Source organism: Acidovorax sp. GW821-FHT09B03 (genome assembly GCF_059418305.1).
This window is the reverse complement of the sequence record NZ_JBWKPP010000003.1, coordinates 335,255-357,711: the sequence shown is the minus strand read 5'-3', so window position 1 is coordinate 357,711 and position 22,457 is coordinate 335,255. Positions and strand designations below refer to the sequence as shown.

Annotated in this window: 25 protein-coding genes and 2 tRNA genes; 12 read left to right on the top strand and 15 right to left on the bottom strand. The window is 68.3% G+C overall.

Annotation, left to right across the window (positions count from 1 at the left end):
* Nucleotides 1-17: 17 nt before the first annotated feature.
* The 5 genes from AC07PA_RS08055 to AC07PA_RS08035 all read right to left on the bottom strand — a co-directional run bounded on the left by AC07PA_RS08055 (nt 18) and on the right by AC07PA_RS08035 (nt 4,074).
* On the bottom strand, nt 18-1,190 hold the full coding sequence (locus AC07PA_RS08055) for a DSD1 family PLP-dependent enzyme (protein ID WP_494608384.1): 1,173 nt from the start codon (nt 1,188-1,190) through the stop codon (nt 18-20).
* Nucleotides 1,174-1,812 (bottom strand): histidine phosphatase family protein, encoded by a 639-nt coding sequence (locus tag AC07PA_RS08050; protein WP_494608383.1) that lies wholly within the window; start codon nt 1,810-1,812, stop codon nt 1,174-1,176. Before AC07PA_RS08050 ends, AC07PA_RS08055 begins: the two co-directional genes overlap by 17 nt.
* 10 nt (nt 1,813-1,822) lie before the next feature.
* Nucleotides 1,823-2,449, bottom strand: coding sequence for a DUF4136 domain-containing protein (locus AC07PA_RS08045; protein WP_494608382.1), 627 nt, complete (start codon nt 2,447-2,449; stop codon nt 1,823-1,825).
* 55 nt (nt 2,450-2,504) lie between these two features.
* Nucleotides 2,505-3,491 (bottom strand): tRNA 2-thiocytidine(32) synthetase TtcA, encoded by a 987-nt coding sequence (gene ttcA / locus AC07PA_RS08040; protein ID WP_494608381.1) that lies wholly within the window; start codon nt 3,489-3,491, stop codon nt 2,505-2,507.
* A 166-nt stretch (nt 3,492-3,657) separates the two neighbouring features.
* Entirely contained in the window at nt 3,658-4,074 is a 417-nt protein-coding gene (locus AC07PA_RS08035) for a hypothetical protein (protein WP_494608380.1), read from the bottom strand.
* Between the two features lie 141 nt (nt 4,075-4,215).
* Between AC07PA_RS08035 and AC07PA_RS08030 the strand changes: the two genes are divergently transcribed.
* The 6 genes from AC07PA_RS08030 (at nt 4,216) to AC07PA_RS08005 (ending at nt 6,613) form a co-directional block, all read left to right on the top strand.
* The gene (locus AC07PA_RS08030) at nt 4,216-4,458 is read left to right on the top strand and encodes a hypothetical protein (RefSeq protein ID WP_494608379.1); all 243 of its coding nucleotides are present in this window, start codon (nt 4,216-4,218) and stop codon (nt 4,456-4,458) included.
* A gap of 432 nt (nt 4,459-4,890) precedes the next feature.
* Nucleotides 4,891-4,966, top strand: a tRNA-Trp gene (locus AC07PA_RS08025).
* A 123-nt stretch (nt 4,967-5,089) separates the two neighbouring features.
* Nucleotides 5,090-5,160 (top strand) — tRNA-Gln (locus tag AC07PA_RS08020).
* Between the two features lie 62 nt (nt 5,161-5,222).
* Complete coding sequence (locus AC07PA_RS08015; RefSeq protein WP_145694773.1) at nt 5,223-5,408, top strand: hypothetical protein; 186 nt, start codon at nt 5,223-5,225, stop codon at nt 5,406-5,408.
* A gap of 167 nt (nt 5,409-5,575) precedes the next feature.
* Nucleotides 5,576-6,184, top strand: coding sequence for an HNH endonuclease (locus AC07PA_RS08010; RefSeq protein WP_494608378.1), 609 nt, complete (start codon nt 5,576-5,578; stop codon nt 6,182-6,184).
* Nucleotides 6,185-6,235: 51 nt separating this feature from the next.
* Nucleotides 6,236-6,613 (top strand): DUF1090 family protein, encoded by a 378-nt coding sequence (locus tag AC07PA_RS08005; protein ID WP_494608377.1) that lies wholly within the window; start codon nt 6,236-6,238, stop codon nt 6,611-6,613.
* 67 nt (nt 6,614-6,680) lie between these two features.
* Here AC07PA_RS08005 and AC07PA_RS08000 read toward each other — a convergent pair whose 3' ends face one another.
* Nucleotides 6,681-7,058 (bottom strand): dihydroneopterin aldolase, encoded by a 378-nt coding sequence (locus AC07PA_RS08000; protein WP_007856513.1) that lies wholly within the window; start codon nt 7,056-7,058, stop codon nt 6,681-6,683.
* Nucleotides 7,059-7,086: 28 nt separating this feature from the next.
* Nucleotides 7,087-7,875: an SDR family oxidoreductase gene (locus tag AC07PA_RS07995; RefSeq protein WP_494608376.1), complete on the bottom strand. Its 789-nt coding sequence runs from the start codon at nt 7,873-7,875 to the stop codon at nt 7,087-7,089.
* An 8-nt stretch (nt 7,876-7,883) separates the two neighbouring features.
* Between AC07PA_RS07995 and AC07PA_RS07990 the strand changes: the two genes are divergently transcribed.
* Nucleotides 7,884-9,002 (top strand): class I SAM-dependent methyltransferase, encoded by a 1,119-nt coding sequence (locus tag AC07PA_RS07990; protein WP_494608375.1) that lies wholly within the window; start codon nt 7,884-7,886, stop codon nt 9,000-9,002.
* Between the two features lie 174 nt (nt 9,003-9,176).
* On the opposite strand, the gene AC07PA_RS07985 is transcribed toward AC07PA_RS07990, so the two are convergent.
* The 7 genes from AC07PA_RS07985 to AC07PA_RS07955 all read right to left on the bottom strand — a co-directional run bounded on the left by AC07PA_RS07985 (nt 9,177) and on the right by AC07PA_RS07955 (nt 16,717).
* On the bottom strand, nt 9,177-10,250 hold the full coding sequence (locus tag AC07PA_RS07985) for an ABC transporter ATP-binding protein (protein ID WP_494608374.1): 1,074 nt from the start codon (nt 10,248-10,250) through the stop codon (nt 9,177-9,179).
* 5 nt (nt 10,251-10,255) lie between these two features.
* Nucleotides 10,256-11,152 (bottom strand): carbohydrate ABC transporter permease, encoded by an 897-nt coding sequence (locus tag AC07PA_RS07980; protein WP_494608373.1) that lies wholly within the window; start codon nt 11,150-11,152, stop codon nt 10,256-10,258.
* Nucleotides 11,139-12,053: a carbohydrate ABC transporter permease gene (locus AC07PA_RS07975; protein WP_007856520.1), complete on the bottom strand. Its 915-nt coding sequence runs from the start codon at nt 12,051-12,053 to the stop codon at nt 11,139-11,141. The genes AC07PA_RS07980 and AC07PA_RS07975 overlap by 14 nt, the downstream gene beginning before the upstream one ends.
* Nucleotides 12,054-12,063: 10 nt before the next feature.
* Nucleotides 12,064-13,395: an ABC transporter substrate-binding protein gene (locus AC07PA_RS07970; RefSeq protein WP_494608372.1), complete on the bottom strand. Its 1,332-nt coding sequence runs from the start codon at nt 13,393-13,395 to the stop codon at nt 12,064-12,066.
* Between the two features lie 18 nt (nt 13,396-13,413).
* Nucleotides 13,414-14,373: a TauD/TfdA dioxygenase family protein gene (locus AC07PA_RS07965; RefSeq protein ID WP_035204312.1), complete on the bottom strand. Its 960-nt coding sequence runs from the start codon at nt 14,371-14,373 to the stop codon at nt 13,414-13,416.
* 152 nt (nt 14,374-14,525) lie between these two features.
* On the bottom strand, nt 14,526-15,326 hold the full coding sequence (eutC, locus tag AC07PA_RS07960; RefSeq protein WP_494608371.1) for an ethanolamine ammonia-lyase subunit EutC: 801 nt from the start codon (nt 15,324-15,326) through the stop codon (nt 14,526-14,528).
* Nucleotides 15,323-16,717 (bottom strand): ethanolamine ammonia-lyase subunit EutB, encoded by a 1,395-nt coding sequence (locus AC07PA_RS07955; RefSeq protein ID WP_494608370.1) that lies wholly within the window; start codon nt 16,715-16,717, stop codon nt 15,323-15,325. The genes eutC and AC07PA_RS07955 overlap by 4 nt, the downstream gene beginning before the upstream one ends.
* Before the next feature lie 188 nt (nt 16,718-16,905).
* Here AC07PA_RS07955 and AC07PA_RS07950 point away from each other — a divergent pair, with 188 nt between their 5' ends.
* The 5 genes from AC07PA_RS07950 (at nt 16,906) to AC07PA_RS07930 (ending at nt 21,066) form a co-directional block, all read left to right on the top strand.
* Nucleotides 16,906-17,835, top strand: coding sequence for a TauD/TfdA dioxygenase family protein (locus AC07PA_RS07950; RefSeq protein ID WP_494608369.1), 930 nt, complete (start codon nt 16,906-16,908; stop codon nt 17,833-17,835).
* 61 nt (nt 17,836-17,896) lie between these two features.
* Nucleotides 17,897-18,931, top strand: coding sequence for an ABC transporter substrate-binding protein (locus AC07PA_RS07945; RefSeq protein WP_007856527.1), 1,035 nt, complete (start codon nt 17,897-17,899; stop codon nt 18,929-18,931).
* 14 nt (nt 18,932-18,945) lie between these two features.
* Nucleotides 18,946-19,965 (top strand): ABC transporter ATP-binding protein, encoded by a 1,020-nt coding sequence (locus tag AC07PA_RS07940; RefSeq protein WP_494608368.1) that lies wholly within the window; start codon nt 18,946-18,948, stop codon nt 19,963-19,965.
* The gene (locus tag AC07PA_RS07935) at nt 19,962-20,837 is read left to right on the top strand and encodes an ABC transporter permease (protein WP_494608367.1); all 876 of its coding nucleotides are present in this window, start codon (nt 19,962-19,964) and stop codon (nt 20,835-20,837) included. The genes AC07PA_RS07940 and AC07PA_RS07935 overlap by 4 nt, the downstream gene beginning before the upstream one ends.
* A 34-nt stretch (nt 20,838-20,871) precedes the next feature.
* Nucleotides 20,872-21,066, top strand: a complete 195-nt coding sequence (locus AC07PA_RS07930) for a DUF2905 domain-containing protein (protein WP_145694760.1) — start codon at nt 20,872-20,874, stop codon at nt 21,064-21,066.
* 11 nt (nt 21,067-21,077) lie between these two features.
* On the opposite strand, the gene otsA is transcribed toward AC07PA_RS07930, so the two are convergent.
* On the bottom strand, nt 21,078-22,457 hold the full coding sequence (otsA, locus tag AC07PA_RS07925) for an alpha,alpha-trehalose-phosphate synthase (UDP-forming) (protein WP_494608366.1): 1,380 nt from the start codon (nt 22,455-22,457) through the stop codon (nt 21,078-21,080).

The window sequence follows — 22,457 nt, the reverse complement described above, 5'->3', positions numbered from 1 at the left end:
GCCGATTCTTGCCCCAATCAGGTCAGCGCGCCTCTGGCATCAACCCTGATGATGCGTTCCACCGTGCCCAGGGCCAGCCCGCCGCGCACACCGATCAGGTAGTCGTGCAGGTTCACCGTGGGGTCGCAGTGGCCGGGGATGAGCCACAGCATGCGGCCCAGGGCCGGCAGCCGCGCCTTGGGCGATTCGGTGAAGAGCAGTCCATGCTCGTCGCCGCCGTTGCCGTAGCGCAGCGCGCGTTCGGGCGGCAGCATGGCCACCACGGGCAGGCCCGAGTCGATGGCGTGGCTCTTGTGCCCGGCATCGCACACCGCATGCGTGTCGCGCACGGAGATCACCTGGGTCTTGATGAACAGCGCGTGCTCGAAGCTCGGCTGCGCCGGCTCACGCTCGTTGCGCGCGTAGTCGGCATCCATGAACAGGAAGGAGCCGGCCTGCAGTTCGCCATAGACCCCGCTGGCCGCCTCGTGCACCAGGGTGCCCGTGCCCGATCCGGTGACGAGGGGCACGGGAATGCCCGCTGCCTCGATGCGGTGGCGGGTGTAGGCGGCTGCGCGCACCACGCCGGCAATGGTCTCGCGCCGCTCGGCCATGCCCGGCAGGTGCTGGGCGCGGCCGTGGTAGGCCTGCAGCCCGGCAAAGCGCAGGCGGGGGACGTGGCGCACGATGGCCTGGGCCAGCGGCACGGCCTCGTCACCCGGCGGCACGCCGCAGCGGCCCTGGCCCACGTCGATTTCCACGAACACGTCGATGCCGGCGTCGCTGCCCGCCAGCGCCATGGCTTCGGCCAGGCGTTCGATGCCCTCGGGGTGGTCCACCGCCAGCGCCAGGCGCCCGCCGCGTGCCGCCAACTGAGCGGCCAGCCGTGCCACGCGCAGCAGCTTGGGGGCGGCCACGACCTGGTTACTGATGTAGATGTCGTTCACGCCGCCAGCGGCCAGGGCTTCGGCCTCGGCCACCTTCTGCACGCACACGCCCTGGGCGCCGGCCTGTTGCATGAGCAGGGCGAGCTCGGCGCTCTTGTGCATCTTGGCGTGCGGGCGCCAGCGCACCCGGTGCTTGCGCGCGAACTCGGCCATGCGCTGGATGTTGCGCTCCATCGCGTCGAGGTCCACCACCAGCGCCGGGGTGTCGATCAGGTCCACCCGCATGCCGATGCTGGCCCGCAGGGCTTCAGGTAAAGGTTTCATCGCGGGCCGCGTTGTCCAGGTGTTGGGTATCGGCCCAACCGACCAGCGTCAGGCCGTCGGGGGTCCACAGCAGGCGGTTGATGGCCGCGTTGGACAGCTGCCAGGTGCGCGGCGCCTGGATCTCCTGGCGCGTGGCCAGGCGGTAGAGCACGTCGAGCACGCCACCGTGCGCCACCATCAGCACCTGCTCGCCAGGGTGCCTTTCCGCCAGCGCGAACACCGTGCGCTCGATGCGCTCACGCAGCATCACCAGCGACTCCCCGCCCTCGGGCGTGTAGTGCGGGTCGCGCTTGCGCCAGCGCCGTGCGTCCTCGGGCAGCTCGGCCTCGATCTCGGCGAAGGTGCGGCCCTGGAAGTGGCCGAAGCTGCGCTCGCGCAGCCCGGTCTCGGGCGTGATGGGCGCGCCTGTGGCGTCGGCCACGGCCTGGGCCGTGGCAAAGGCGCGCTGCAGGTCGCTGGCGTAGATGGCGTCGATGGCCTCGCCGGCCAGCGCCTGGGCCAGTTGCCGGGCCTGCCACTGGCCGGTCTCGTTCAGGGGAATGTCCAGGTGGCCCTGGATGCGGGTGTCGACGTTCCAGGCAGTTTCGCCATGGCGTACGGCAATGATGCGGGTGGCTTGCATTCAGGTGGGATCAGGGTGGGGGCGGCAAGGGAATGCGCACCTGGCGGGGTCCGCCGGAGGGTTTGGGAAAGCCGGTGAGCGCCGCGTCGAAGAGGATGCTGAACACGGCGGGGTCGGCCACCCAGATGTCCTCGTGCACGGCCGAGGTTTCGTAGACGCTGGCCTGCGTGGTCGCATCGCGCATCACCAGGCTCACCGCACGGCGGTGCAACGGCGTGGGCTCACCCATGCGCCACAGTCCGCCAACGCCCCAGCCGCGGCCATGCCATCCGGCATAGCCCCAGCCGCCATAGGCTCGGTAGGGGCCGTAGAACCCATAAGGCCCATAGGGCCAGTACGGGTCGTAGCGCGGCACGGTGCCGGCCTGCACGCCGATCTGCACCAGCAGCCGCGGCGCGGCATCGTCGCGCTGCAGGCCGGCGCGGGACAGCGATTGTTCGGCCAGGGCGGCGATGGCGTCGAACGCCGGGGTCTGCTGCGAGGGCAGGCGCTCGATGCGGTAGGTGGCCGGGCTGGGCACGGCCGCCAGGGTGGAGAAGCTCTGCACCTGGCCTTCCACCACGCGGGTGGTGCTGCAGCCGGCCAGGGTGGCTGCAGCGGCGCAGAGCAGCAATGCGGGAATCCAGCGACGGGTCATAGGTGTCTCCCAGGATGGGTCAATCCACCTTGGAGTGTGCTCCTGCCGCCGCAGTTCACGACAGCTGCACCACCTGCACACCTGGTAACGAGGTGGCTGGCGCCGAAAACTCTTCCTTGTCGAAGGCCTTGTCGCCGTGCTCGCTGGCGACGCCGGTGGCGCGCGCGTTCTTGAAGTCGTACTGGCTGCCGTCCAGCAGGTGCGAGGGCACCACGTTCTGCAGCGCGTTGAACATGTTCTCCACGCGGCCGGGGAATTTCTTCTCCCACTCGCGCAGCATCTCGCCCACCTGCTTGCGCTGCAGGTTCTCCTGGCTGCCGCACAGGTTGCAGGGGATGATAGGGAAATTGCGCTGCGCGGCCCAGCGCGTGGTGTCCTTCTCGGTCACGTAGGCCAGGGGGCGGATCACCACGTGGCGGCCATCGTCGCTGACCAGCTTCGGCGGCATGCTCTTCATCTTGCCGCCGAAGAACATGTTGAGCAGCAGGGTCTGCAAAATGTCGTCGCGGTGGTGGCCCAACGCGATCTTGGTGCAGCCCAGCTCGTCGGCCACGCGGTACAGGATGCCCCGGCGCAGACGGCTGCACAGGCTGCAGGTGGTCTTGCCCTCGGGGATCAGGCGCTTGACGATGCTGTAGGTGTCCTCGTTCTCGATATGGAAGGGCACGCCCGTGCTCGCCAGGTACTCGGGCAGCACATGCTCGGGAAAGCCGGGCTGCTTCTGGTCCAGGTTCACGGCCACCATGTCGAAGTGGATGGGCGCGCGCGCCTTGAGCTTCTGCAGGATGTCCAGGAGGGCATAGCTGTCCTTGCCGCCGGACATGCAGACCATGACCTTGTCGCCTTCTTCGATCATGTTGAAGTCGACGATGGCCTTGCCCACCTCGCGGCAGAGGCGCTTTTCGAGCTTGTGGGCCTCGCGTTCGATCTTCAGGCGCGCAGGGCCCGATGCAGCCGCGGCCGCATCGGCGCCGGCGTCTGCCAGTTCGGGGGGCTCGGCGGTCCAGCCGGCCCGTTGGGGTTCGTTCATCACTGCGCTCATGGAAAGGACTCTGGGGTCTGGTTAAAGCGGTGGCCACCGGCGCCCGGATGGGGGGCGCACGCACTGGGGCCAAAAAAAGACGGAAATAGCCCCCAATTGTCGGTGAAACCGCCCGCCCATGGGCTGGGGCGGGCTCTCCAGTGCGAACGGGGCCCCGCCTGGAGCGCTATTTTCCCGCTTCCGGGGCCCCGCCGCCAGGGGCCGTACCCGCTTCAGGCCCGGCCCGCTCGGCCAGCCACAGCCGCAGGTCGCGCTTGCCCTGGGCATTGGCCTGGCGCCATGCCTCGCGTGCCAGTGCCAGGAAGCGCTCCTCGGCAGGGTCGGGGTGCTCGGTGGCATGTTCGGCGTCGAGCCAGCCGAGCTCCATCTGCGCGTGGCGCTCGATCTGGCGCGCCAGCGTGTTGCCGATGGGGCGGGAGCTCTTGATCTGGCTCCACATGCTCGGGGAAATCTCGAGCGATGCGGCAAAGGCCTGGTCCAGCCCCTTGGCCGGCTTGCCGGCAGCGATCTCTTTTTCGAGGAAAAGGCGGTGCAGCGCCAGCACGTTGGTGCGGCGCAGGACGGTGAGGGGGGGAAGGGTCACAAGGAAAAAAACAACAAACGCGAAAAAAGATTGTGCCGGGTGTTGACCGCAGCGTAAAGACTATTTACATTCTCCATCCATCAGGACAGCTTGTCCTTTTCACTACCAAGCACCCAACCACCTTTTCGCCGAAAGCCCACCGTGAACGCCGCCCGCACCGCCATCTTCCGCCGCCCCTGCCAGGGCGCTGTGGCCGTGCGCGGGTCGTCGCTGTTCCATGCGCATTCGGCGTCCATGCCATCCCTGGCCAAACGACTGGCATCGCAGCAGCGCATGGCGTCCAGTGCGTATTTGCAGGGCAATGGCAACCAGCCGCAGTGGCTGGGCAATGGTTTCGAGGATACCGCTCCACCACCGGGCGGAGGTTGCAACGCAAGGCAGTAGCCCCAGAGCGTTCTCCCTCCCGATCTCTCCAGCAGAGGCCCGGCAACCAGGTGGTTCCGGGCCTTTTTCATTGCCGCTTTCCTTTCCACCTTTTTCGCAGCGCTTGCGCTGCCCCCAGGGCATCGACCCACCGGGGACCTCCGTTCCTTAACAGTTTGCTGCAGGCGGCCACGCTCCACCGGAGCCGTGGCCGGCCTGCCCATCGAAAGCAGAGAGGCCGGCGTGCGACGCACCCCCAAGCCTCTCTCCATTTCGGGTGTGCCTTTGCTTTCACCGCCGGACCCGGCCGCATGCGCGGCCCGGCGGGATGTGCTGGGATTGATCACCCAGTGCAGCGACGTGCATGCGCGGTTTCATCGGAGCCGCGGTCGCGTGAAGACACAACCGAAATGGAGATGCGCTCCGGCAGGAGTGCCCGATATTTCGCTTTCTACGCGTGTAGCTCAACTGGCAGAGCACCGGCCTCCAAATCCGACGGTTGAGGGTTCGACTCCTTCCGCGCGTGCCAATCTTTTTCCTGGCCATGGCCAGGCATGCCGTAGCAGCCCTGTCGGATTGGGGCGCCTGGTCTTCGTGCCGGGGATTGCAGGTTCGACTCCTGTCTGCGGCTCCCTCCCTTTTCCCTTTTGTTGACCGGTCGCCAAGTGGTAAGGCAGCGGATTTTGATTCCGCCATTCGGAGGTTCGATCCCTCCCCGGTCTGCCCCCCTTTCCTCAACCCACCTACCCCATTCCATCCATCCAATCACCCTTCAGGAGACCACCATGGCCATCCAGCATTCCTTTTCCCCTGGCGTCCAGCGGCGCCGTTCCGGCCTCGCCGGCTGGCTGGCCCGCCTGGCATCCATGCGTGCCCGGCTGCCCGTTGCGGCCGTCCGCGCTGCTCCTGCCGCCCGCAGGCTGGAGCACATGGACCTCGACCAGCGCGTGCGCGAGGTCGGCGAGTGGTAGCGGCGTGCGCGCTCGTGCGCCCGCTGCCTGTCCCACCGCATCCACCAGGGCCTCCATCGATTGCCGATGGACGGCCCCATCTGCCATTGACTGACTGTTGTTGAAACGGGGCGTGCGCTTGGCTGGGCGGCTGCGCCCTCCATTGCCAAGCAAGAAAGGAAGCACCCATGCCCCGCACCGAACCCGAAACCCTTTACCGAAAGCCCCAGGCGCCCGCGCCCCGCGTGCTGCAGCTGGACCTGCAGGGCACGCCCCAGTCGTGGATGCCGCTCGAGCAGGCCGCCGTGCACTACGCCAGCGGTGCCATCGCCTGGGATGCCGGCCTCGAAGCCCTGGCCACATTGCGTGGCGGGCACAACGCGGCGACGGGCCGGCAGTCGGTGCTTCAGATCGCGCCCATCATCGCCCTGCGTGGCGTGTCCCGGATCAACCTCTTTGACGTGGTGCCGGGGCTCACCAAGCGCCGCCTGCTATGCCGTGACCGCCATACCTGCGCCTACTGCGGCGGTGTCTTCGGCGAAGAGGTGCTGCAGTGCGAGCACATCGTGCCGCAGTCGCGCGGCGGCCCCACCTCGTGGACCAACCTCGTGGCGGCCTGTGCCGGCTGCAATGGCTACAAGGCCGACCGCCTGCCCGAGGAGGCCGGCATGCGCCTCCTGTACCTGCCCTACGTGCCCAGCCGCTACGAGTCCTTCCTGCTCGACGGGCGCAACGTGCGCGCGGACGTGCACGAATGGCTGGCGAAGAGGCTGCCCCGCAACTCCAGGCTCCATTGAGGAAACCTGGGGTTAGGATGGCAACTTCCAACTACCGATGAGGGAGCTGCCATGAAACCACTCGTGCTCTGTGCCTGTGTCCTGGCCCTGCATGCCGTGCCCGCGCTGGCGGCAGATGCCTCGCCCGCCTGCGCCGCCAAGCAGGCGCGCATCGAATCCCAGCTGGCGGAGGCCACCGCGCAAGGGCGCAACCGCGAGGTCGCGGGGCTCAAGCAGGCCTTGCGCGGCAACAAGGCGCATTGCACCGATGCCTGGCTGGCCAAGGAGCGCGATGCACAGATCCGCCAGGCCACGAAGAAGGTGACCGAGCGCGAGAAAAGCCTGGCCGCAGCGGAGAAGAAGGGCGATGCCAAGAAGATCGCTGCGCGCAAGGCCAAGCTCGATGAGGCCCAGAAGGCGCTGGCCGAGGCGCAAAGGCCGCTTCTCTGAACCCTGACAGGGCCGTGGTCATCGACCACGGCCCTTTCTTTTTGCGCCGGGGCCGGCGGGCTTCAGCTCACCACTGCCCGGTCTCGATCCGGATCGCCACTTCGCAGTCGTCGAAGATCTCCAGCTTGGCGATCTTCACGCGCACGCCCAGCACGCCGGGCAGCTGCATCAGGCGGTTGGCGAGCTTGCCGATCAGGCTTTCGAGCAGGTTCACATGCTCGGCGCGGCACTCGTCGATGATGATCTGGCGCACCTTGCGGTAGTCCAGCACGTGCAGGATGTCGTCGTCGCGCGGCGTCAGCGGCTGGGCGCCCAGGCTCAGCTCGGCGTCCACCTGGATGGGCTGGGGGGCGGTCTTCTCGTGCGAGAGGATGCCCAGGTTGGCGTCGAAACGCAAACCGGTGAGCGTGAGGATCTGGGTGCCTGTGGCGTGGGTGGTCGTCATGGGGTTTCCTGCGTGAGCGGGTGGGTGCTCACATCAACGAAAAATCGCGCTCGAATTTCATCAGGTGCTGCCCGCCGTCCACCATCAGCGTGGTGCCGGTGAGAGATCGGTTCTCCAGCGCAAAGCGCACGGTGGCGGCCACGTCTTCGGGGGTGGAGGAGCGGCCCAGCGGGCTCAGGGCGTGCAGCTGGGCGAATTTTTCGTCGCTGAGCATGTGGCTCGTGAGCGTGAGGCCCGGGGCCACGCCGACCACCCGCACGCGCGGCGCCAGGGCCAGGGCCAGCATGGTGCCGGCCGCTTCCAGCGCCGCCTTGGACAGCGTGTAGCTCATGAAGTCGGGGTTCTGGTTCCACAGCTTCTGGTCGAGCAGGTTGACCACGGCGCCCTGGGCATCGGCCTCGCCGGCCGCCGCGCGCGCCTGCAGGTGCTCGTGCAGGGCCTGCGCCAGCAGCACCGGGGCCCCGGCATTGCTGCGCAGGTGCTTCTCCAGGCTGGCAAAGCCCAGCGTGGCAGCGTTGTCGTGCTCGAACAGCGAGGCGTTGTTGACCACGGCGTCGAGCGTGCCGAAGCGCTCCACCACGCGCGGTACCAGGGCGCGCACGGCGGCCTCGTCGTCGAAGTCGCCGTCGAAATGTGCGCTCTGGGCCGAGGACAGGCGTGCGCACTCTGCCGCCGTGTCGATGGCATCCTGCTCGGAGCTGCGGTAGTGCACGGCCACCTGCCAGCCGCCGGCTGCCAGCGCCAGCGCAATGCTGCGGCCCAGGCGCTTGGCGGCACCGGTGACGAGCACCGTACGGGGGCGGGGAGAAGAGGGCATGAGGGACAATGCGGGCCGTGACGACGAAAACACCCGACAGTTTAACGACCGCCCTCACGGCGCACATTGCCGATGCCATTGCCGCCGCCGGTGGCTGGATCGGCTTCGACCAGTTCATGGCCCTGGCCCTGTACACGCCCGGCCTGGGCTACTACGCCAACGATTCCACCAAGTTCGGCCTGCTGCCCGAATCCGGCAGCGACTTCGTGACCGCGCCCGAGCTCACGCCGCTGTTCGGCCAGGCCCTGGCCGTGCAGGTGGCCGAGGCCTTCGAGAAGACCGGCACCAGCGAGGTCTGGGAGTTCGGCGCCGGCTCGGGCGCGCTGGCGCTGCAGCTGCTCGACGCCCTGGGCGACCGGGTGCAGCGCTACACCATCGTCGACCTCTCGGGCAGCCTGCGCGCGCGCCAGCAGACGCTGCTGGCAGCGCACGCGCACAAAGTGCGCTGGTTCGATGCACTGCCCGAGCGCTTTGAAGGCGTGGTGGTGGGCAACGAGGTGCTGGACGCCATGCCCGTCAAGCTGCTGGCCCGCCACGGAGGCCAGCACGGCGGCGTGTGGCATGAGCGCGGTGTGGCGCTGCACGAAGGCGCGTTCACCTGGGCCGACCAGGCCACCGACCTGCGCCCGCCGGTGGAGGTGGAAGGCCCGCAGGACTACCTGACCGAGGTCCATCCCCAGGGTGAGGGGTTCGTGGGCATGCTGGCCGACCGCCTGCAGCGCGGCGCGGCCTTCCTTCTGGACTACGGCTTTGGCGAGAGTGAGTACTACCACCCCCAGCGCCACATGGGCACCGTGATGTGCCACCAGGGCCACCTGGCCGACAGCGACCCGCTGGTGGAGGTGGGGCGCAAGGACATCACCGCCCACGTCAACTTCACCGCCATCGCACTGGCCGCGCAGGACGCCGGCCTGCAGGTGCTGGGCTACACCACGCAGGCGCATTTCCTCATCAACTGCGGGCTGGCGCAGCGCATGGTGGAGCTGCCGCCGCTGGAACGCGCCACCGCTGCCAAGCTCATCATGGAGCACGAGATGGGCGAACTGTTCAAGGTCATCGCCCTGGGCGCGGGCGAGGCCTGGGAGCCCGTGGGCTTTGCCCAGGGCGACCGCTCGCACCGCCTCTGACGCCCATGTCGGTTATCCCCAAGCGCTGAACGCAACCCGCAGGCTACGAAACTGGCACGGCCAAGGCCAGAGCTCCCGCGCAAGGGCCGCCCCGCCGCGCTGGGAGCGTCCCCCTCCCGATCCGCGCAGCGGGTCGAGAGAAGGGTGAAGGCGAAGCGACTCAGGGGGTGAATTTCAATTCAGGCGTGCGCCGCTGGCCTCGTCGAACAGGTGCGCCTGCGCCGCCACGGGCCGCAGCCACAGCGCATCGCCGGGCCGCACGTCGATGCGGTCACGGAAGGCGGCGAGGATGTCCTGCCCGCCTTCCAGCCGCACGGCGACCTGCGTCTCGGATCCCGTGGGCTCCACCACCCTGACCTGGGCAGGCAGGCCGTCGCCGCTGGCCTCCAGCGCGAAATGCTCGGGGCGTGCCCCGTAGAGCACGCTGTCGCCGTGGCGTCCCTGGGGTGCCTGGGCCAGCGGCAGGTGCAGGCCATCGTCGGTCACCACGCGTGCCGCGCCGTCCAGGTGCAGCCGGCCGGGAATGAAGTTCATGGCCGGCGAGCCGATGAAGCCTGCCACGAAGGCATTGGCTGGCCGGTCGTAAAGGGCCAAAGGCGCGCCCACCTGCTCCACCACGCCGTCCTTGAGCACCACGATGCGGTCGGCCAGCGTCATCGCCTCCACCTGGTCGTGCGTGACGTAGACGGTGGTGGTGCGCAGGCGCTGGTGCAGGGCCTTGATCTCGGTGCGCACCTGCACGCGCAGCTTGGCGTCCAGGTTGGACAGCGGCTCGTCGAACAGAAAGGCATCGGGCTGGCGCACGATGGCGCGGCCCATGGCCACACGCTGGCGCTGCCCGCCCGAAAGCTGGCGCGGCGTACGGGCGAGCAGATTTTCGAGGCCCAGGATGGCGGCCACCTCGTCCACCCGGCGCTGGATCTGTGCCTTGTCCTCGCCCTGCAGCTTGAGCGAGAAGCCCAGGTTCTGCGCCACCGTCATGTGCGGGTACAGCGCGTAGTTCTGGAACACCATGGCGATGTTGCGGTCCTTGGGGGCCACGTCGTTGATCACGCGCCCGCCCAGGCGGATCTCGCCGCTGCTGATGGCTTCGAGCCCAGCGATGGCGCGCAGCAGGGTGGACTTGCCGCAGCCCGATGGGCCGACCAGGGCGACGAATTCGCCGTCCTGGATGGCGATGTCCACGCCGTGGATCACCGGCGTGCTGCCGTAGTGCTTGACGATCTGGTGAAGGGAAAGCGCTGCCATGTCAGTCAGTCCTTGACGCCGCCAGCCGTCAGGCCGCGGACGAGGTAGGTGCGCACCAGCACCGTGAAGATCACCACGGGGAACATCACCAGCGTGCCGCTGGCGGCGATCTTGGTCCACTCCCAGCCCTCGTACTGCAGGAAGTTGACGATGGCCACGGGCGCGGTGACGGCGTTGGTGCGCGTGAGGATGAGGGCGTAGAAGAAGTCGTTCCACGAGAAGATGAAGCACAGCACGGCCGTGGCCGCCAGCCCGGGCGATGCCAGCGGCAGCGTGATGTGCCAGAAGGCCTGCCAGACGCCGCAGCCATCGATGTAGGCCGCCTCTTCGAGGGCCGTGGGCACGGCCTCGAAGAAGGTCTGCATGAGCCAGATCACGATGGCCAGGTTGAACGTGAGGTAGACGATGGCCAGGCCGGCGATGGTGTCCTGCAGGCCCAGCCAGCGGTAGGCCAGGAAGAACGGGATGGTGAAGGCGATGGGCGGCGCCATGCGCGTCACCAAAATCCACAGCGCCACATGGCGCCGCCACTTGAACTGCCAGCGCGTGAGCGCATAGGCGGCCGGCACGCCGATCAGCAGCGACAGCGCGGTGGACAGGGTGCTCACCGCCAGGCTGTTCCAGAAGGACTTGAGGAAGTTGCCCTGCAGCAGGCTGCGAAAGCCCTCCAGCGTGGGCATGAAAAGCAGGCTGTCCTCGAAGATCTCCGCACTCGGCTTGAAAGCCAACTGCACCAGCCACAGGAAGGGGGACATCACCACCAGCAGCAGGGCGATGGCCACCAGGCCGCGCGCATGGCGGCGCAGCCAGCCCGCGCGCCGCGTGGCGGGCAGCGGCAAGGCGGCAGAGTTTGCCGCAGCGGGTGGTGTCGGCAGGGGCAGGGTGGCGTCAGCGCTTGTCATGGTCGTTCCATCCGAGTCGGCCCACCAGCCAGCTGAGCGCGAACACCCCCGCGAGGATCACCATCGCGATGGCGCTGGCATAGCCCCAGTAGGAGAAGTTGAAGGCCTGGATGAAGCCGTAGTAGTTGGTCACTTCGGTCACCGTGCCCGGGCCGCCGTCGGTCAGCACATAGATCAGCGGAAAGGCCTTGAAGCTGTCGATCAGCCGGAACAGCCCGCACACCACCAGCACCGGCCGGATGTAGGGAAACACGATGTAGATGAACAGCTGCCAGCGGTTGGCACCGTCCAGGCTCGCCGCCTCCAGCGGCTCGTCGGGCACCATCTGCAAGGTGGCCAGCACCATCAGCATGGTGAACGGGAACCACTGCCAGGTATCGGCGATGGAGATGGCCCACAGGGCCGTGTCGGGGTTGGCGATGAGCGAGCGCACGGGCAGGCCCACGGCTTCGAGTGCGCGGTGCAGCGGGCTCACGTCGGGCGTGTACATGATCTTCCAGATCAGCGCCACCACGATGGGCGGCAGCACCATGGGGATCAGGAACACCGTGCGCGTGGCGCCCAGCAGCTTCGAGCGCCCGTTGAGCAGCAGCGCCAGGCCCAGGCCCACCGCCAGCTGCAGCGCCACGCTGGACACCGACAGCTTGAGCTGCGTGGCGATGGAGCGCAGGAAGCGCTCGTCCTCCAGCAGGTGGCGGTAGTTGACCAGCGGGTCCTTGAAGTGGAAGGTGGCAGCCGCGTCGGTCAGGCTCAGCGGCGTGAAGCTGGCCACCAGCAGTGCCGTGGCCGGCGCCAGCGTGATGATCAGCAGCACCGCCAGCGAAGGCAACAGGCCCCAGAGGAAGGCGCGCCGGCGCGCGGCCTCCCAGCCCACGCCGGGTGGGGCGGTCAGGGTGCTCACGGCCGGCCCGTCACAGGTTCTGCCCGGCGCGCTTGAGCTCGGTGATCGACTGCGCCTGGGCCTGCTGCAGCGCCTGCTTGGCGCTGGCCTGGCCCGAGGCGATCAGCGCGATCGCCTTGTTGAGTTGCTGGTCCACCTGCGGGTAGACCGACACCGTGCGGTACTTCATGTGGCCGGTCTTGGAGGCCAGCTCGATCGAGTCGAGTGCCAACTGTGCCAGGTCGTTGCCGTTGATGATCTGCTTGGAGCGAAACTCCTTGGAGTCGATGTCCGAGCGGCGTGCCGGCGAGCCGTAGCCTGCGGCCACCGCCTTGCGCGTGGTCTGCTTGGACAGTGCCCACTGGATGAAGGCCCAGGCGGCTTCCTTGTTCTTCGAACCGGTCGGAATGCCCAGACCGTGCACGGCCGTCCCCGGGAAGCGCCCGGCAGGCCCCTTGGGCACCTGGCCGAACTTCAGCGTCTTGATGGTCTTGCTGGTGGCTGCGTCACCGAGTTGCGCCAGGTGCAACTGACCGGCATCGGTGAAGTTCACGCGGCCGAGCTTGAGGGCCTGGGTCACCTGGTCGGGCGTGTAGGTGATGGCGCCATCGGGTCCGAACTCGCGCAGCAGGCTGGCGTAGTACTCGGCCGCGGCAATCGCCTCGGGCGTGTCGAGCGTGGGGTACAGGTCGTCGGGCGCCTTGCGGAACACGTCGTCGCCAAAGGCGTGCAGGTAGGGCACGAAGGTCCAGCCGTAGTGGCTGTCGGAGACGAAGCCCGCCACGCGCTCCTTCTTGTTCACGGCGCGCAGCACCTTCACCAGGTCGTCCGTGGTGTCGGGATAGGCCAGGCCGGCCTGCTGCACCAGGTCGAAGCGCGACGATGCGGACAACAGCGCCTCGGCCGTCCATGGAATGCCGTAGAGCTTGCCGTCCTTGCCGGTCTCGGGCGCGCGGGCGCCGGGCAGGAAGTCGTTCACGTCCCAGTCGGCGGGCGTGAGGTTGGGGTTCTTGATGAAGTCGTCGAGCGGCGTGAGCCAACCCGAGTTGATCCAGCGGCTCGAGTAGATGAAGGTCACGTTGACCACGTCGTAGGCCGAGCCCTTGGTGGACAGCTCCAGATCGGCGCGCTGGTTGTAGACCGGGAACGAGGGCGCGTCGAAGTTCACCTTGGCGCCCGTGAGCGCCTCGAACTCGGGCAGGAACTGCTGCAGCAGCTTGGGATAGGCCGCGCTGAAGGTCGAAACGTTCAGGGTCACGCCCTGGAACTTCTTGGCGCCGCTCTGGGCGTGGGCAAAGCCGGGCAGCAGGGCGGTGGCGCCCAGGGCCGATGCGGCCTGGAGCAGTTGGCGTCGTTGCGTCATGGGGATGGTTCCGTGGGGTCAGGCCGTGGCCGTGATCAAGGTGTCGATCTGCGCGTCGTTGGTGGCTTCGGGGCGCGTGCGCGTGCGGCTCTTGCGGCCGTCCACGGCCACGGCCGGGTCGCCATGCACGGTGACGCGGCGCACCAGGCGGGCCTGGTTGCCGTAGTCGTTGATGGCGAAATGCTGCGTGGCGCGGTTGTCCCAGATCGCCACATCGTCCTGCTGCCATTGCCAGCGCACCGTGTTCTCCAGGCGGACCACGCGGTTCTGCAAAATTTCGAAGATGCGCGCCGATTCGGTGCTCGAAAACCCAGCGATCTTCTTGACGAAGTGGCCGAGCAGCAGCGCGCGCTCGCCCGACACCGGGTGCACATGCACCACGGGGTGCTCGGCCTCGTACACGGCGGAGACGAAGACCTTGCGGTGGTGGTTCAGGCGCTCTTCCTCGACCACCACGCGCTCGGCGCCGTAGTCGTAGTCGTTGCTGTGCACGGCCCACAGGCCGTCGGCCAGGCGCTTGAGGTCCTCGGGCAGGCGCGCATAGGCGGCCGCCGTGTTGGCCCACACCGTGTCGCCGCCATAGGCCGGGATCTTCACGCCGCGCAGGATGCCGTACTTGGGGAAGGCGTCGAGAAAGGTCACGTCGGTGTGCCACGAGTCGGCGCGGCCACCGCCCTTGGAGGCGTCGAGCTCGAAGATGCGCGTGCCGGTGGGCGAGGGCACCGTGGGGTGGGCCACCGTCTTGCCCAGGCGGGCGCCGAAGGCCTGGTGGCTGGCGTCGTCCAGGTGCGTCTGGCCGCGGAAGAACAGCACCTTGTGCTGGACCAGCGCGGCCGTGAGATCGGCGACGGTAGCGTCGTCCAGTTCGCCCGACAGCTTCAGGCCCAGGACTTCACCGCCCAGGCTGCCCGCCACGCGGCGGATGCGGAGTTGGCCAAAAGAGGTGTCGATGTTGGATGGGGACGAGGTTTCGCTCACGGGCAGGCTCCAGCGGTGGGGGGGAGCGCTGGATTCTGCGCATGCACGCCAGGCCTGCGAAGCAAGGAAAACCGATATCCAAGCTGCCGAAACATTCGGCAATATCGAAAGCAGCAAAAGTTGGGAGGAGGGTGCGGGTCCTTCGCCGCGTTTCAGCCGCCGGTCAGGTGGCTGCCGGAGGGCTCGGCCTGCAGGGTGACTGCATCGCTGCGGTCCTTGAGGCCAATGCCCGTGAGCCCCAGGCGCCGCGCCTCCACGCACAGCCACCACAGGCGCGCGGCCGCAGCCGCGGGCGCCAGGCCTTCGGGGCGTACGTTGGAGATGCAGTTGCGCTCTGCATCGCTGCGGCCCACCTGGGGGTGCCAAGTGAGGTAGATGCCCAGGCTGTCGGGCGAGCTCAGGCCCGGGCGTTCGCCGATCAGCACGGCCACCAGGCGCGCACCCAGCAGCGCCCCCACCTCGTCGCCCAGCGCCACGCGCGCCTGGGTGGCAATGGCCACCGGCCCGATGCGCCAGCCCTGCGGGGCATCCTGCACGATGGCCTGTACCAGCGGCAGGGCATTGCGCTCGACGGCCAGGGCCGAGAGGCCGTCGGCTACCACCAGCAGCAGGTCGCAGTCTGCCTGTGGTGCATCGCCGAGCCGCCGTGCATCGGCTGCGTCCAGGCGCCGGCCCAGGTCGGGGCGCAGCAGGTAGGTGGGGCGGTCGGGTGCGGCGCTGGCCACCCGCAGCGTGGTGCAGCCCAGCCCGGCGAGCTGGGCTGCCAGCGCATCGGCGTCGAGCGGCAGGTGCACGGCATCGCGTGCCTGCGCATGGGCCAGGCCGAAGTCGAGCAGTTCGCGCGTGGGGATGGCCGTGCCGGCACGGCCCAGGGCCAGCCGGGCAGCGGTATGGGCGCGCAGGTCGTCCCAGGGGTCGGGCAGCGGGCCGGTGGTGGGGGCGGGGTGGGTCATGCCCGCATGCCGATCTGCCGCAGCTGCGCGATGGCGGCCTGTTGCTGTGCTGCGGGCAGCAGCCGGCCCGCATCGTCGGCCAGCTGCATGCGCTGCAGCCAGGCATCGAACTCGGGCGCGCGTTTCAGGCCCAGCACTTCGCGCAGGTACAGCGCGTCGTGGAACGAGGTGCTCTGGTAGTTGAGCATGATGTCGTCGGCCCCCGGCACGCCCATGATGAAGGTCAGTCCCGCCACGCCCAGCAGCGTCATCAGCGTGTCCATGTCGTCCGAGTCGGCCTCGGCATGGTTGGTGTAGCAGACGTCGCAGCCCAGCGGCACGCCCAGCAGCTTGCCGCAGAAATGGTCTTCCAGGCCCGCGCGGATGATCTGCTTGCCGTCGTACAGGTACTCTGGCCCGATGAAGCCGACCACCGTGTTGGTGAGCAGCGGCGAGAAGGCGCGCGCCACGCCGTAGGCCCGCGCCTCGCAGGTCTGCTGGTCCACGCCGTGGTGGGCGTCGGCAGACAGGGCGCTGCCCTGGCCGGTCTCGAAATACATCACGTTGTCGCCCAGCGTGCCGCGCTTCAGGGACAGTGCGGCCTCGCGCGCCTCGCGCAGCAGGGCCAGGTGGATACCAAAGCCCGCGTTGGCCTTCTCGGTGCCGGCGATGGACTGGAACACCAGGTCCACCGGCGCGCCCTGCTCGATCATCTGCACGGTGTTGGTCACGTGCGTGAGCACGCACGATTGCGTGGGGATCTGCAGCGTGGAGATCACCCCGTCGAGCATGTGCACCAGGCCGGTCAGGGCGGCGATGCTGTCCGTGGCCGGGTTGATGCCGATCACCGCGTCGCCTGCGCCATAGAGCAGGCCATCGACCATGGAGGCCGCGATGCCGCGCAGGTCGTCGGTGGGGTGGTTGGGCTGCAGGCGCACGGCCAGGTGGCCCGGCAGGCCGATGGTGTTGCGAAAGCGCGTGACCACCCGGCAGTTGCGCGCCACGGCCACCAGGTCCTGGTTGCGCATGAGCTTGCTCACGGCGGCGGCCATCTCGGGCGTGAGGCCGGGTGCCACGGCGGTGAGCGCCGCCGTGTCGGCCGCCAGCAGCCAGTCGCGCAGCCCGCCCACGGTGAGGTGGGCGATGGGCGCAAAGGCCGCAGCGTCGTGCGTGTCGATGATCAGGCGCGTGACCTCGTCGGTCTCGTAGGGCACCAGCGCTTCGCTCAGAAAGCGGGACAGCGGCAGGTCTGCCAGGCACATGCGCGCGGCCATGCGCTCCACCGCCGAGCCGGCCGCAATGCCTGCCAGCGTGTCGCCCGAGCGCGCGGGCGTGGCCTTGGCCATGAGCTCGCGCAGGTCGTCGAACAGCCAGCGGTGGCTGTTGATGGTGTGGTGGTAGGTCGCCGACATCGGTCAGTGGATGGATGGGCCGTTGGCAATCATGGCATGCGCTTGCAAGCGATGTGCCACATGCCTGCAAATGCAGCCTTAGCTGTTTTTGTTGTTAACAACTGAGAAAACATTCGTTCCCAGAATAAGCCGCGCCACCTAAAGTCCAGACCTCAGGGCATGCACGCCCCATTCCCACGAGGTTTTCCATGTCGGCTGTTCTGTCCCCCGCTTCCGTTTCCCCATCCGCCACGGTCGATGCCGATGCGGCGCCGCAAGGCCTGGTGATCCGCCCAGTGGCCGGCTCCGCCGGTCCGCTGGGGGCCGAGGTGCTGGGCCTGGACCTGTCGCGCCCGCTGGGCCGCGAGGATTTCGCACGCATCCACCGCGCGCACCTGGACCACCATGTGCTCGTGTTCCGCGATCAGCGCATCACGCCGCAGCAGCATGTCGACTTCAGTCGCCGCTTCGGGCCGCTGCAGATCCATGTGCTCAAGAACTTCCAGCTCGCGGGCCACCCCGAGATCCTGATCGTCTCCAACATCAAGGATGCCGCCGGCCAGCCCATCGGCCTGGGCGATGCGGGCCACTACTGGCACTCGGACCTGTCGTACAAGGACAAGCCCAGCCTGGGCTCGCTGCTGCACGCGCAGGAGCTGCCGGGCGAGGGCGGGGACACCCTGTTCGCTGACCAGCATGCCGCCTACGACGCCTTGCCCGAGGCACTCAAGGCGCGCATTGCACCGCTCAAGGCCGAGCACAGCTACCTGGCCAAGTACGAGGAATTGCGCGCGCGCAGCCCCTGGCGCCCCAAGCTCACCCAGGCGCAGATCGACGAGGTGGCGCCTTCCATCCACCCCGTGGTGCGCACCCACCCCGAAACGGGCCGCAAGGCCCTGTTCGTGAGCGAGCACTTCACCACGCGCATCGTCGGCCTGCCCGAGGACGAAAGCCAGGCCCTGCTGGCCGAGCTGTTCGCCGCCAGCGTGCGCCCCGAATTCACCTACCGCCACCAGTGGCAGCCGCACGACCTGGTGTTCTGGGACAACCGCTCGGTGACCCACCTGGCGGCGGGCACGCCCGACAGCGAGCGCCGCAAGCTGTACCGCACCACGATCGAAGGCGACCTGCCGTTCTGAGGCGGGGCTTCCCTAAGCGCTTGCAGCGTCTCTATTTCTGACCACACAGGATCCCATGACCATGTTCCAGACCACCCGCCGCCGCCTCGTGCGCAAGACCATCGCCGCCCTGGCCACCGCCGGGCTGCTGGCCGGCGGGCTGAGCGCCACGGCCCATGCGGCCGAAGGGCAATTGCGCATCGCCCAGCAGTTCGGCATCGTCTACCTGCTGCTCAACGTGGCGCAGGAGAACAAGCTGATCGAGAAGCATGGCAAGGCCGCGGGCGTGGACATCAAGGTCGAGTTCCTGCAGCTGTCGGGCGGTTCGGCCGTCAACGATGCGCTGCTGTCGGGCAACATCGACATCGCCGGTGCCGGCGTGGGCCCGCTGTTCACGCTGTGGGACCGCACCAAGGGTCGCCAGAACGTCAAGGGCGTGGCCTCGCTGGGCAACTTTCCCTACTACCTGGTGAGCAACAACCCGGCCGTGAAGACCATTGCCGACTTCACCGACAAGGACCGCATCGCGCTGCCGGCCGTCGGTGTCTCGGTGCAGTCGCGCGTGCTGCAGATGGCCTCGGCCAAGCTCTGGGGCGACAAGGAGTTCAACCGCCTGGACAAGAACCAGGTGGCATTGCCGCACCCCGATGCGGCGGCGGCCATCATCAAGGGCGGCACCGAGATCACGGGCCACTTCGGCAACCCGCCCTTCCAGGAGCAGGAGTTGGCCGGCAACCCCAAGGCGAAGATCGTCCTCAATTCGTACGACGTGCTGGGCGGCCCGGCATCGGCCACCGTGCTCTACGCCACCGAGAAGTTCCGCGCCGAGAGCCCCAAGACCTACAAGGCCTTCGTCGATGCGCTCGACGAGGCCGCCAAGTTCGTCGCCGCCAACCCCGAGAAGGCGGCCGACATCTACCTCAAGGTATCGGGCGGCAACACCGACCGGGGCCTGCTGCTCAAGATCATCCAGAACCCCGAGGTGCAGTTCAAGGTGCGCCCCGAAAACACGCTGGGCATGGGCCAGTTCCTGCACCGCGTGGGTGCCATCAAGAACCAGCCGACCGCGCTCAAGGACTATTTCTTCGAAGACGCGCACACGGCGTCGGGCAACTGAGTGGGCCTCCTGGCATGAGCGAGCACACCATCCGCCTGGGCCCTTTCTCGCCGCCGCTGCAGAGCGAACGCACGGCGCTGGAGGCCGAGGCGCAGGCGCTGGGCCAGGCTGCGGGCGAGGGCCGTGCCGCCCCCGTGTCCACCCAGCCAGGCGCCGCGTTGCTGCAGGTGCAGGGTGTGAGCATCGACTACCGCACGCGCGAGCGCGTGGTGCGTGCCACGCACCGCGTGGGTTTCGACGTGCATGCGGGCGACCGCTTCGTGCTGCTCGGTGCCTCGGGCTGCGGCAAGTCCACCTTGCTCAAGTCGATTGCTGGCTTCATCGCGCCCAGCGAGGGCCAGATCCTGCTGGACGGCCGCGCCGTCACGCGGCCCGGGCCCGACCGGGTGGTGGTGTTCCAGGAGTTCGACCAGTTGCCGCCGTGGAAGACGGTGCGCGACAACGTGATGTTCCCGCTGCTGGCCTCGCGCAGCGTGAGCCGCAAGGAGGCGGCCGAGCGCGCGGCGCTGTACATCGACAAGGTGGGCCTGTCGAAATTCGCCGACGTGCACCCGCACCAGCTGTCGGGCGGCATGAAGCAGCGCGTGGCCATTGCGCGCGCGCTGGCCATGCAGCCCCAGGTGCTGCTGATGGACGAGCCCTTTGCCGCGCTCGACGCCCTCACGCGCCGGCGCATGCAGGAGGAACTGCTCTCGCTGTGGGACGAGTTCCGCTTCACGCTGATCTTCGTCACGCACTCCATCGAAGAGGCGCTGGTGGTGGGCAACCGCATCGCCATCCTTTCGCCGCATCCGGGGCGGCTGCGCGCCGAGGTCAACAGCCACCAGTTCGGGCTGCACAGCCTGGGCGGTACCGAGTTCCAGGCCACGGCCCAGCGCATCCACCGGCTGCTGTTCGACGAGCCCGCCGCCGGTGCCGTGCCAGGATCGGTGCAGGCCGATGCCGAAGCCCTGGCGCCCGGCCGCCGTGATGGTGTGCCGCTCATCCCCCCACAGCGGCCTGCGGGTTCGCTGCCCTTCCAGATTTCCGTATGAGCGCCTCCCTGCTGACCCCTCCCGTGCGCCCCGAGTTCGAGCGCAGCCTGGAGCCGCTGGGCGGCATTGCGCCCGTGCAGCCGCTGCCGCTGGCCGCGCGCATCTGGCAGCAGGCCTGGGTGCGCAAGCTCGTGATCCTGGCGGTGTTGGCCGTGCTGTGGGAGGTGGTGGCGCGCTGGCAGGACAACGACCTGCTGCTGCCCACCTTCCTGCAGACCGCCAGGGCGCTGGTGGAGGGCCTGGCCTCGGGCGAGCTGATCGCCAAGACGGCGATCTCGCTGTCGGTGCTGCTCAAGGGCTATCTCGCGGGCATCTTCGGGGCCTTTGTGCTCACCACGCTGGCCGTGTCCACCCAGTTCGGGCGCGACCTGCTGTCCACGCTGACCTCCATGTTCAACCCCCTGCCCGCCATCGCGCTGCTGCCGCTGGCGCTGCTGTGGTTCGGCCTGGGGCAGGGCAGCCTGGTGTTCGTGCTGATCCACTCGGTGCTGTGGCCGCTGGCGCTCAACACTTACGCAGGCTTCCAGTCCGTGCCCGAGACGCTGCGCATGGCCGGGCGCAACTACGGCCTCACCGGCATCCGCTACGTGCTGCAGATCCTGGTGCCGGCCGCGCTGCCCTCCATCCTGTCGGGCCTGAAGATCGGCTGGGCCTTTGCCTGGCGCACACTGATCGCAGCCGAGCTGGTGTTCGGCGCCTCATCGGGCAAGGGGGGGCTGGGCTGGTACATCTTCCAGAACCGCAACGAGCTCTACACCGACAAGGTGTTCGCGGGCCTGGTGCTGGTGATCCTGATCGGCCTGGCGGTGGAGAGCCTGGGCTTTCACACGCTGGAGCGGCTGACCGTGCGCCGCTGGGGCGTCCAGCGCTGAGGTCAGGACAAGCCGCACGCCCTACACTCAGGGCATGTTCCGCTGGTTCCTCGTCGTCTTTCTTGCGCTGATGTTCATCAGCTGGCTCTCGCCCATGCTGCGGCGCATCGGCTTTGGCAGGCTGCCGGGCGACCTGCGCTTCCGGTGGCGGGGGCGCGAGTGGGATATCCCCCTTGCCTCCACGTTGCTGCTGAGTTTCGTGGCCAGCCTGATCGCCAAATTCATCTGAAGGACGGTTGATCAGTCGCCCGCGGTCTGCAGCGCGGCCAGGAAGGCCTTGCGCCACCAGTGCACGTCGTGCTCGCGGATGCGCGCCATGAGCTTGCCGTGCCGCGCCTGGCGCTCGGTCAGCGGCATCTGCAGCGCGTGCTGGATGCTGTCTGCCGTGCCCTGGGTGTCGTAGGGGTTCACGAGCAGGGCTTCCTTGAGCTGTTCGGCCGCGCCGGCAAAGCGCGAGAGCACCAGCACGCCGGGGTCTTCGGGGTCCTGTGCGACCACGTATTCCTTGGCCACCAGGTTCATGCCGTCGCGCAGCGGCGTCACCAGGCCCACGGCCGCTGCGCGGCACAGGCCGGGCACGCGCTTGCGCGCCACGGTGCGGTGGATGTAGCGCACCGGCATCCAGTCGAGTTCACCATAGTCGCCGTTGACCGATCCGCACAGGCCTTCGAGCTCCTGGCGCAGGTCCGAATAGGCATGCACGTCGTCGCGCGAGGGCGAGGCGATCATGATCATCGTGGCGCTGTTGCGGTTTTCGGGGTAGCGGTCGAGCAACTCGCGGTAGGCGCGCACGCGGTGCGGTATGCCCTTGGAGTAGTCGAGCCGGTCGATGCCCAGCAGCAGGCGCCGGCGCGAGTACTCGTCGCGCATGTTCTCGTAGGTTTCCACCGCGTCGGGCGCCTGCGCCAGGCGCGTGAACTCGTCCACGTCGATGCCGATGGGAAAGGCCTGGACCTGCACCGTGCCGCCGAACGCACGCAGCCGCTGGGCGCCCACTTCCTCGGCACTGCCCTCGTTGCGCACATAGCGCGTGAAGTGCGAGACATCGGCCTCGCTCTGCAGGCCCACCAGGTCGTAGGCGAACAAGGAGCGCATCAGCCACTCGTGCTGCGGAATGGCCGCCATGATGAGCGGCGGCGGCATGGGGATGTGCAGGAAGAAGCCGATGCGCTGGCGACATCCCATGGCGCGCAGCTCGGCAGCCAACGGGATCAGGTGGTAGTCGTGCACCCAGATGACATCGTCGTCGCGCAAGAGCGGCAGCAGCTTGCGCGCGAACATCTGGTTGACGCGGCGGTAGCCCGCGATGTAGCTGGCGTTGAAATCGGCCAGGTCCAGCCGGTAATGGAACACTGGCCAGAGCACGCTGTTGCTGTAGCCCTGGTAGTAGGCGTCATGGTCTTCGCGGCACAGGTCCACGGTGGCCAGGGTCACGGGCCCCGCCTGGCGGGTGTGCAGTTCGCCTTCTCCTGGCGTGCCGCCTTCGACGACGGTGCCACTCCAGCCGAACCAGAGCCCTCCGGTCTGGTTGAGGGCTTCGCCCAGCGCAACGGCCAGGCCGCCTGCAGCCGCCTTGCGTGGATCGGCAAGGCGGTTCGATATCACAACAAGTCGACTCAT

What these genes read in the sequence shown, in the direction of transcription:
- AC07PA_RS08005 (WP_494608377.1), top strand. Translation starts at nt 6,236, where the DNA reads ATGAAACCACTCGTGCTCTGTGCCTGTGTCCTGGCCCTGCATGCCGTG.
- AC07PA_RS07970 (WP_494608372.1), bottom strand. Translation starts at nt 13,395, where the DNA reads ATGACGCAACGACGCCAACTGCTCCAGGCCGCATCGGCCCTGGGCGCC.
- AC07PA_RS07930 (WP_145694760.1), top strand. Translation starts at nt 20,872, where the DNA reads ATGTTCCGCTGGTTCCTCGTCGTCTTTCTTGCGCTGATGTTCATCAGC.
- AC07PA_RS07950 (WP_494608369.1), top strand. Translation starts at nt 16,906, where the DNA reads ATGTCGGCTGTTCTGTCCCCCGCTTCCGTTTCCCCATCCGCCACGGTC.
- AC07PA_RS08055 (WP_494608384.1), bottom strand. Translation starts at nt 1,190, where the DNA reads ATGAAACCTTTACCTGAAGCCCTGCGGGCCAGCATCGGCATGCGGGTG.
- AC07PA_RS07945 (WP_007856527.1), top strand. Translation starts at nt 17,897, where the DNA reads ATGTTCCAGACCACCCGCCGCCGCCTCGTGCGCAAGACCATCGCCGCC.
- AC07PA_RS08050 (WP_494608383.1), bottom strand. Translation starts at nt 1,812, where the DNA reads ATGCAAGCCACCCGCATCATTGCCGTACGCCATGGCGAAACTGCCTGG.
- AC07PA_RS07955 (WP_494608370.1), bottom strand. Translation starts at nt 16,717, where the DNA reads ATGTCGGCGACCTACCACCACACCATCAACAGCCACCGCTGGCTGTTC.
- AC07PA_RS07995 (WP_494608376.1), bottom strand. Translation starts at nt 7,875, where the DNA reads ATGCCCTCTTCTCCCCGCCCCCGTACGGTGCTCGTCACCGGTGCCGCC.
- AC07PA_RS08045 (WP_494608382.1), bottom strand. Translation starts at nt 2,449, where the DNA reads ATGACCCGTCGCTGGATTCCCGCATTGCTGCTCTGCGCCGCTGCAGCC.
- AC07PA_RS07990 (WP_494608375.1), top strand. Translation starts at nt 7,884, where the DNA reads ATGCGGGCCGTGACGACGAAAACACCCGACAGTTTAACGACCGCCCTC.
- AC07PA_RS08000 (WP_007856513.1), bottom strand. Translation starts at nt 7,058, where the DNA reads ATGACGACCACCCACGCCACAGGCACCCAGATCCTCACGCTCACCGGT.
- otsA (WP_494608366.1), bottom strand. Translation starts at nt 22,457, where the DNA reads ATGAGTCGACTTGTTGTGATATCGAACCGCCTTGCCGATCCACGCAAG.
- AC07PA_RS07980 (WP_494608373.1), bottom strand. Translation starts at nt 11,152, where the DNA reads ATGACAAGCGCTGACGCCACCCTGCCCCTGCCGACACCACCCGCTGCG.
- AC07PA_RS07940 (WP_494608368.1), top strand. Translation starts at nt 18,946, where the DNA reads ATGAGCGAGCACACCATCCGCCTGGGCCCTTTCTCGCCGCCGCTGCAG.
- AC07PA_RS08010 (WP_494608378.1), top strand. Translation starts at nt 5,576, where the DNA reads ATGCCCCGCACCGAACCCGAAACCCTTTACCGAAAGCCCCAGGCGCCC.
- ttcA (WP_494608381.1), bottom strand. Translation starts at nt 3,491, where the DNA reads ATGAGCGCAGTGATGAACGAACCCCAACGGGCCGGCTGGACCGCCGAG.
- eutC (WP_494608371.1), bottom strand. Translation starts at nt 15,326, where the DNA reads ATGACCCACCCCGCCCCCACCACCGGCCCGCTGCCCGACCCCTGGGAC.
- AC07PA_RS08015 (WP_145694773.1), top strand. Translation starts at nt 5,223, where the DNA reads ATGGCCATCCAGCATTCCTTTTCCCCTGGCGTCCAGCGGCGCCGTTCC.
- AC07PA_RS07985 (WP_494608374.1), bottom strand. Translation starts at nt 10,250, where the DNA reads ATGGCAGCGCTTTCCCTTCACCAGATCGTCAAGCACTACGGCAGCACG.
- AC07PA_RS07935 (WP_494608367.1), top strand. Translation starts at nt 19,962, where the DNA reads ATGAGCGCCTCCCTGCTGACCCCTCCCGTGCGCCCCGAGTTCGAGCGC.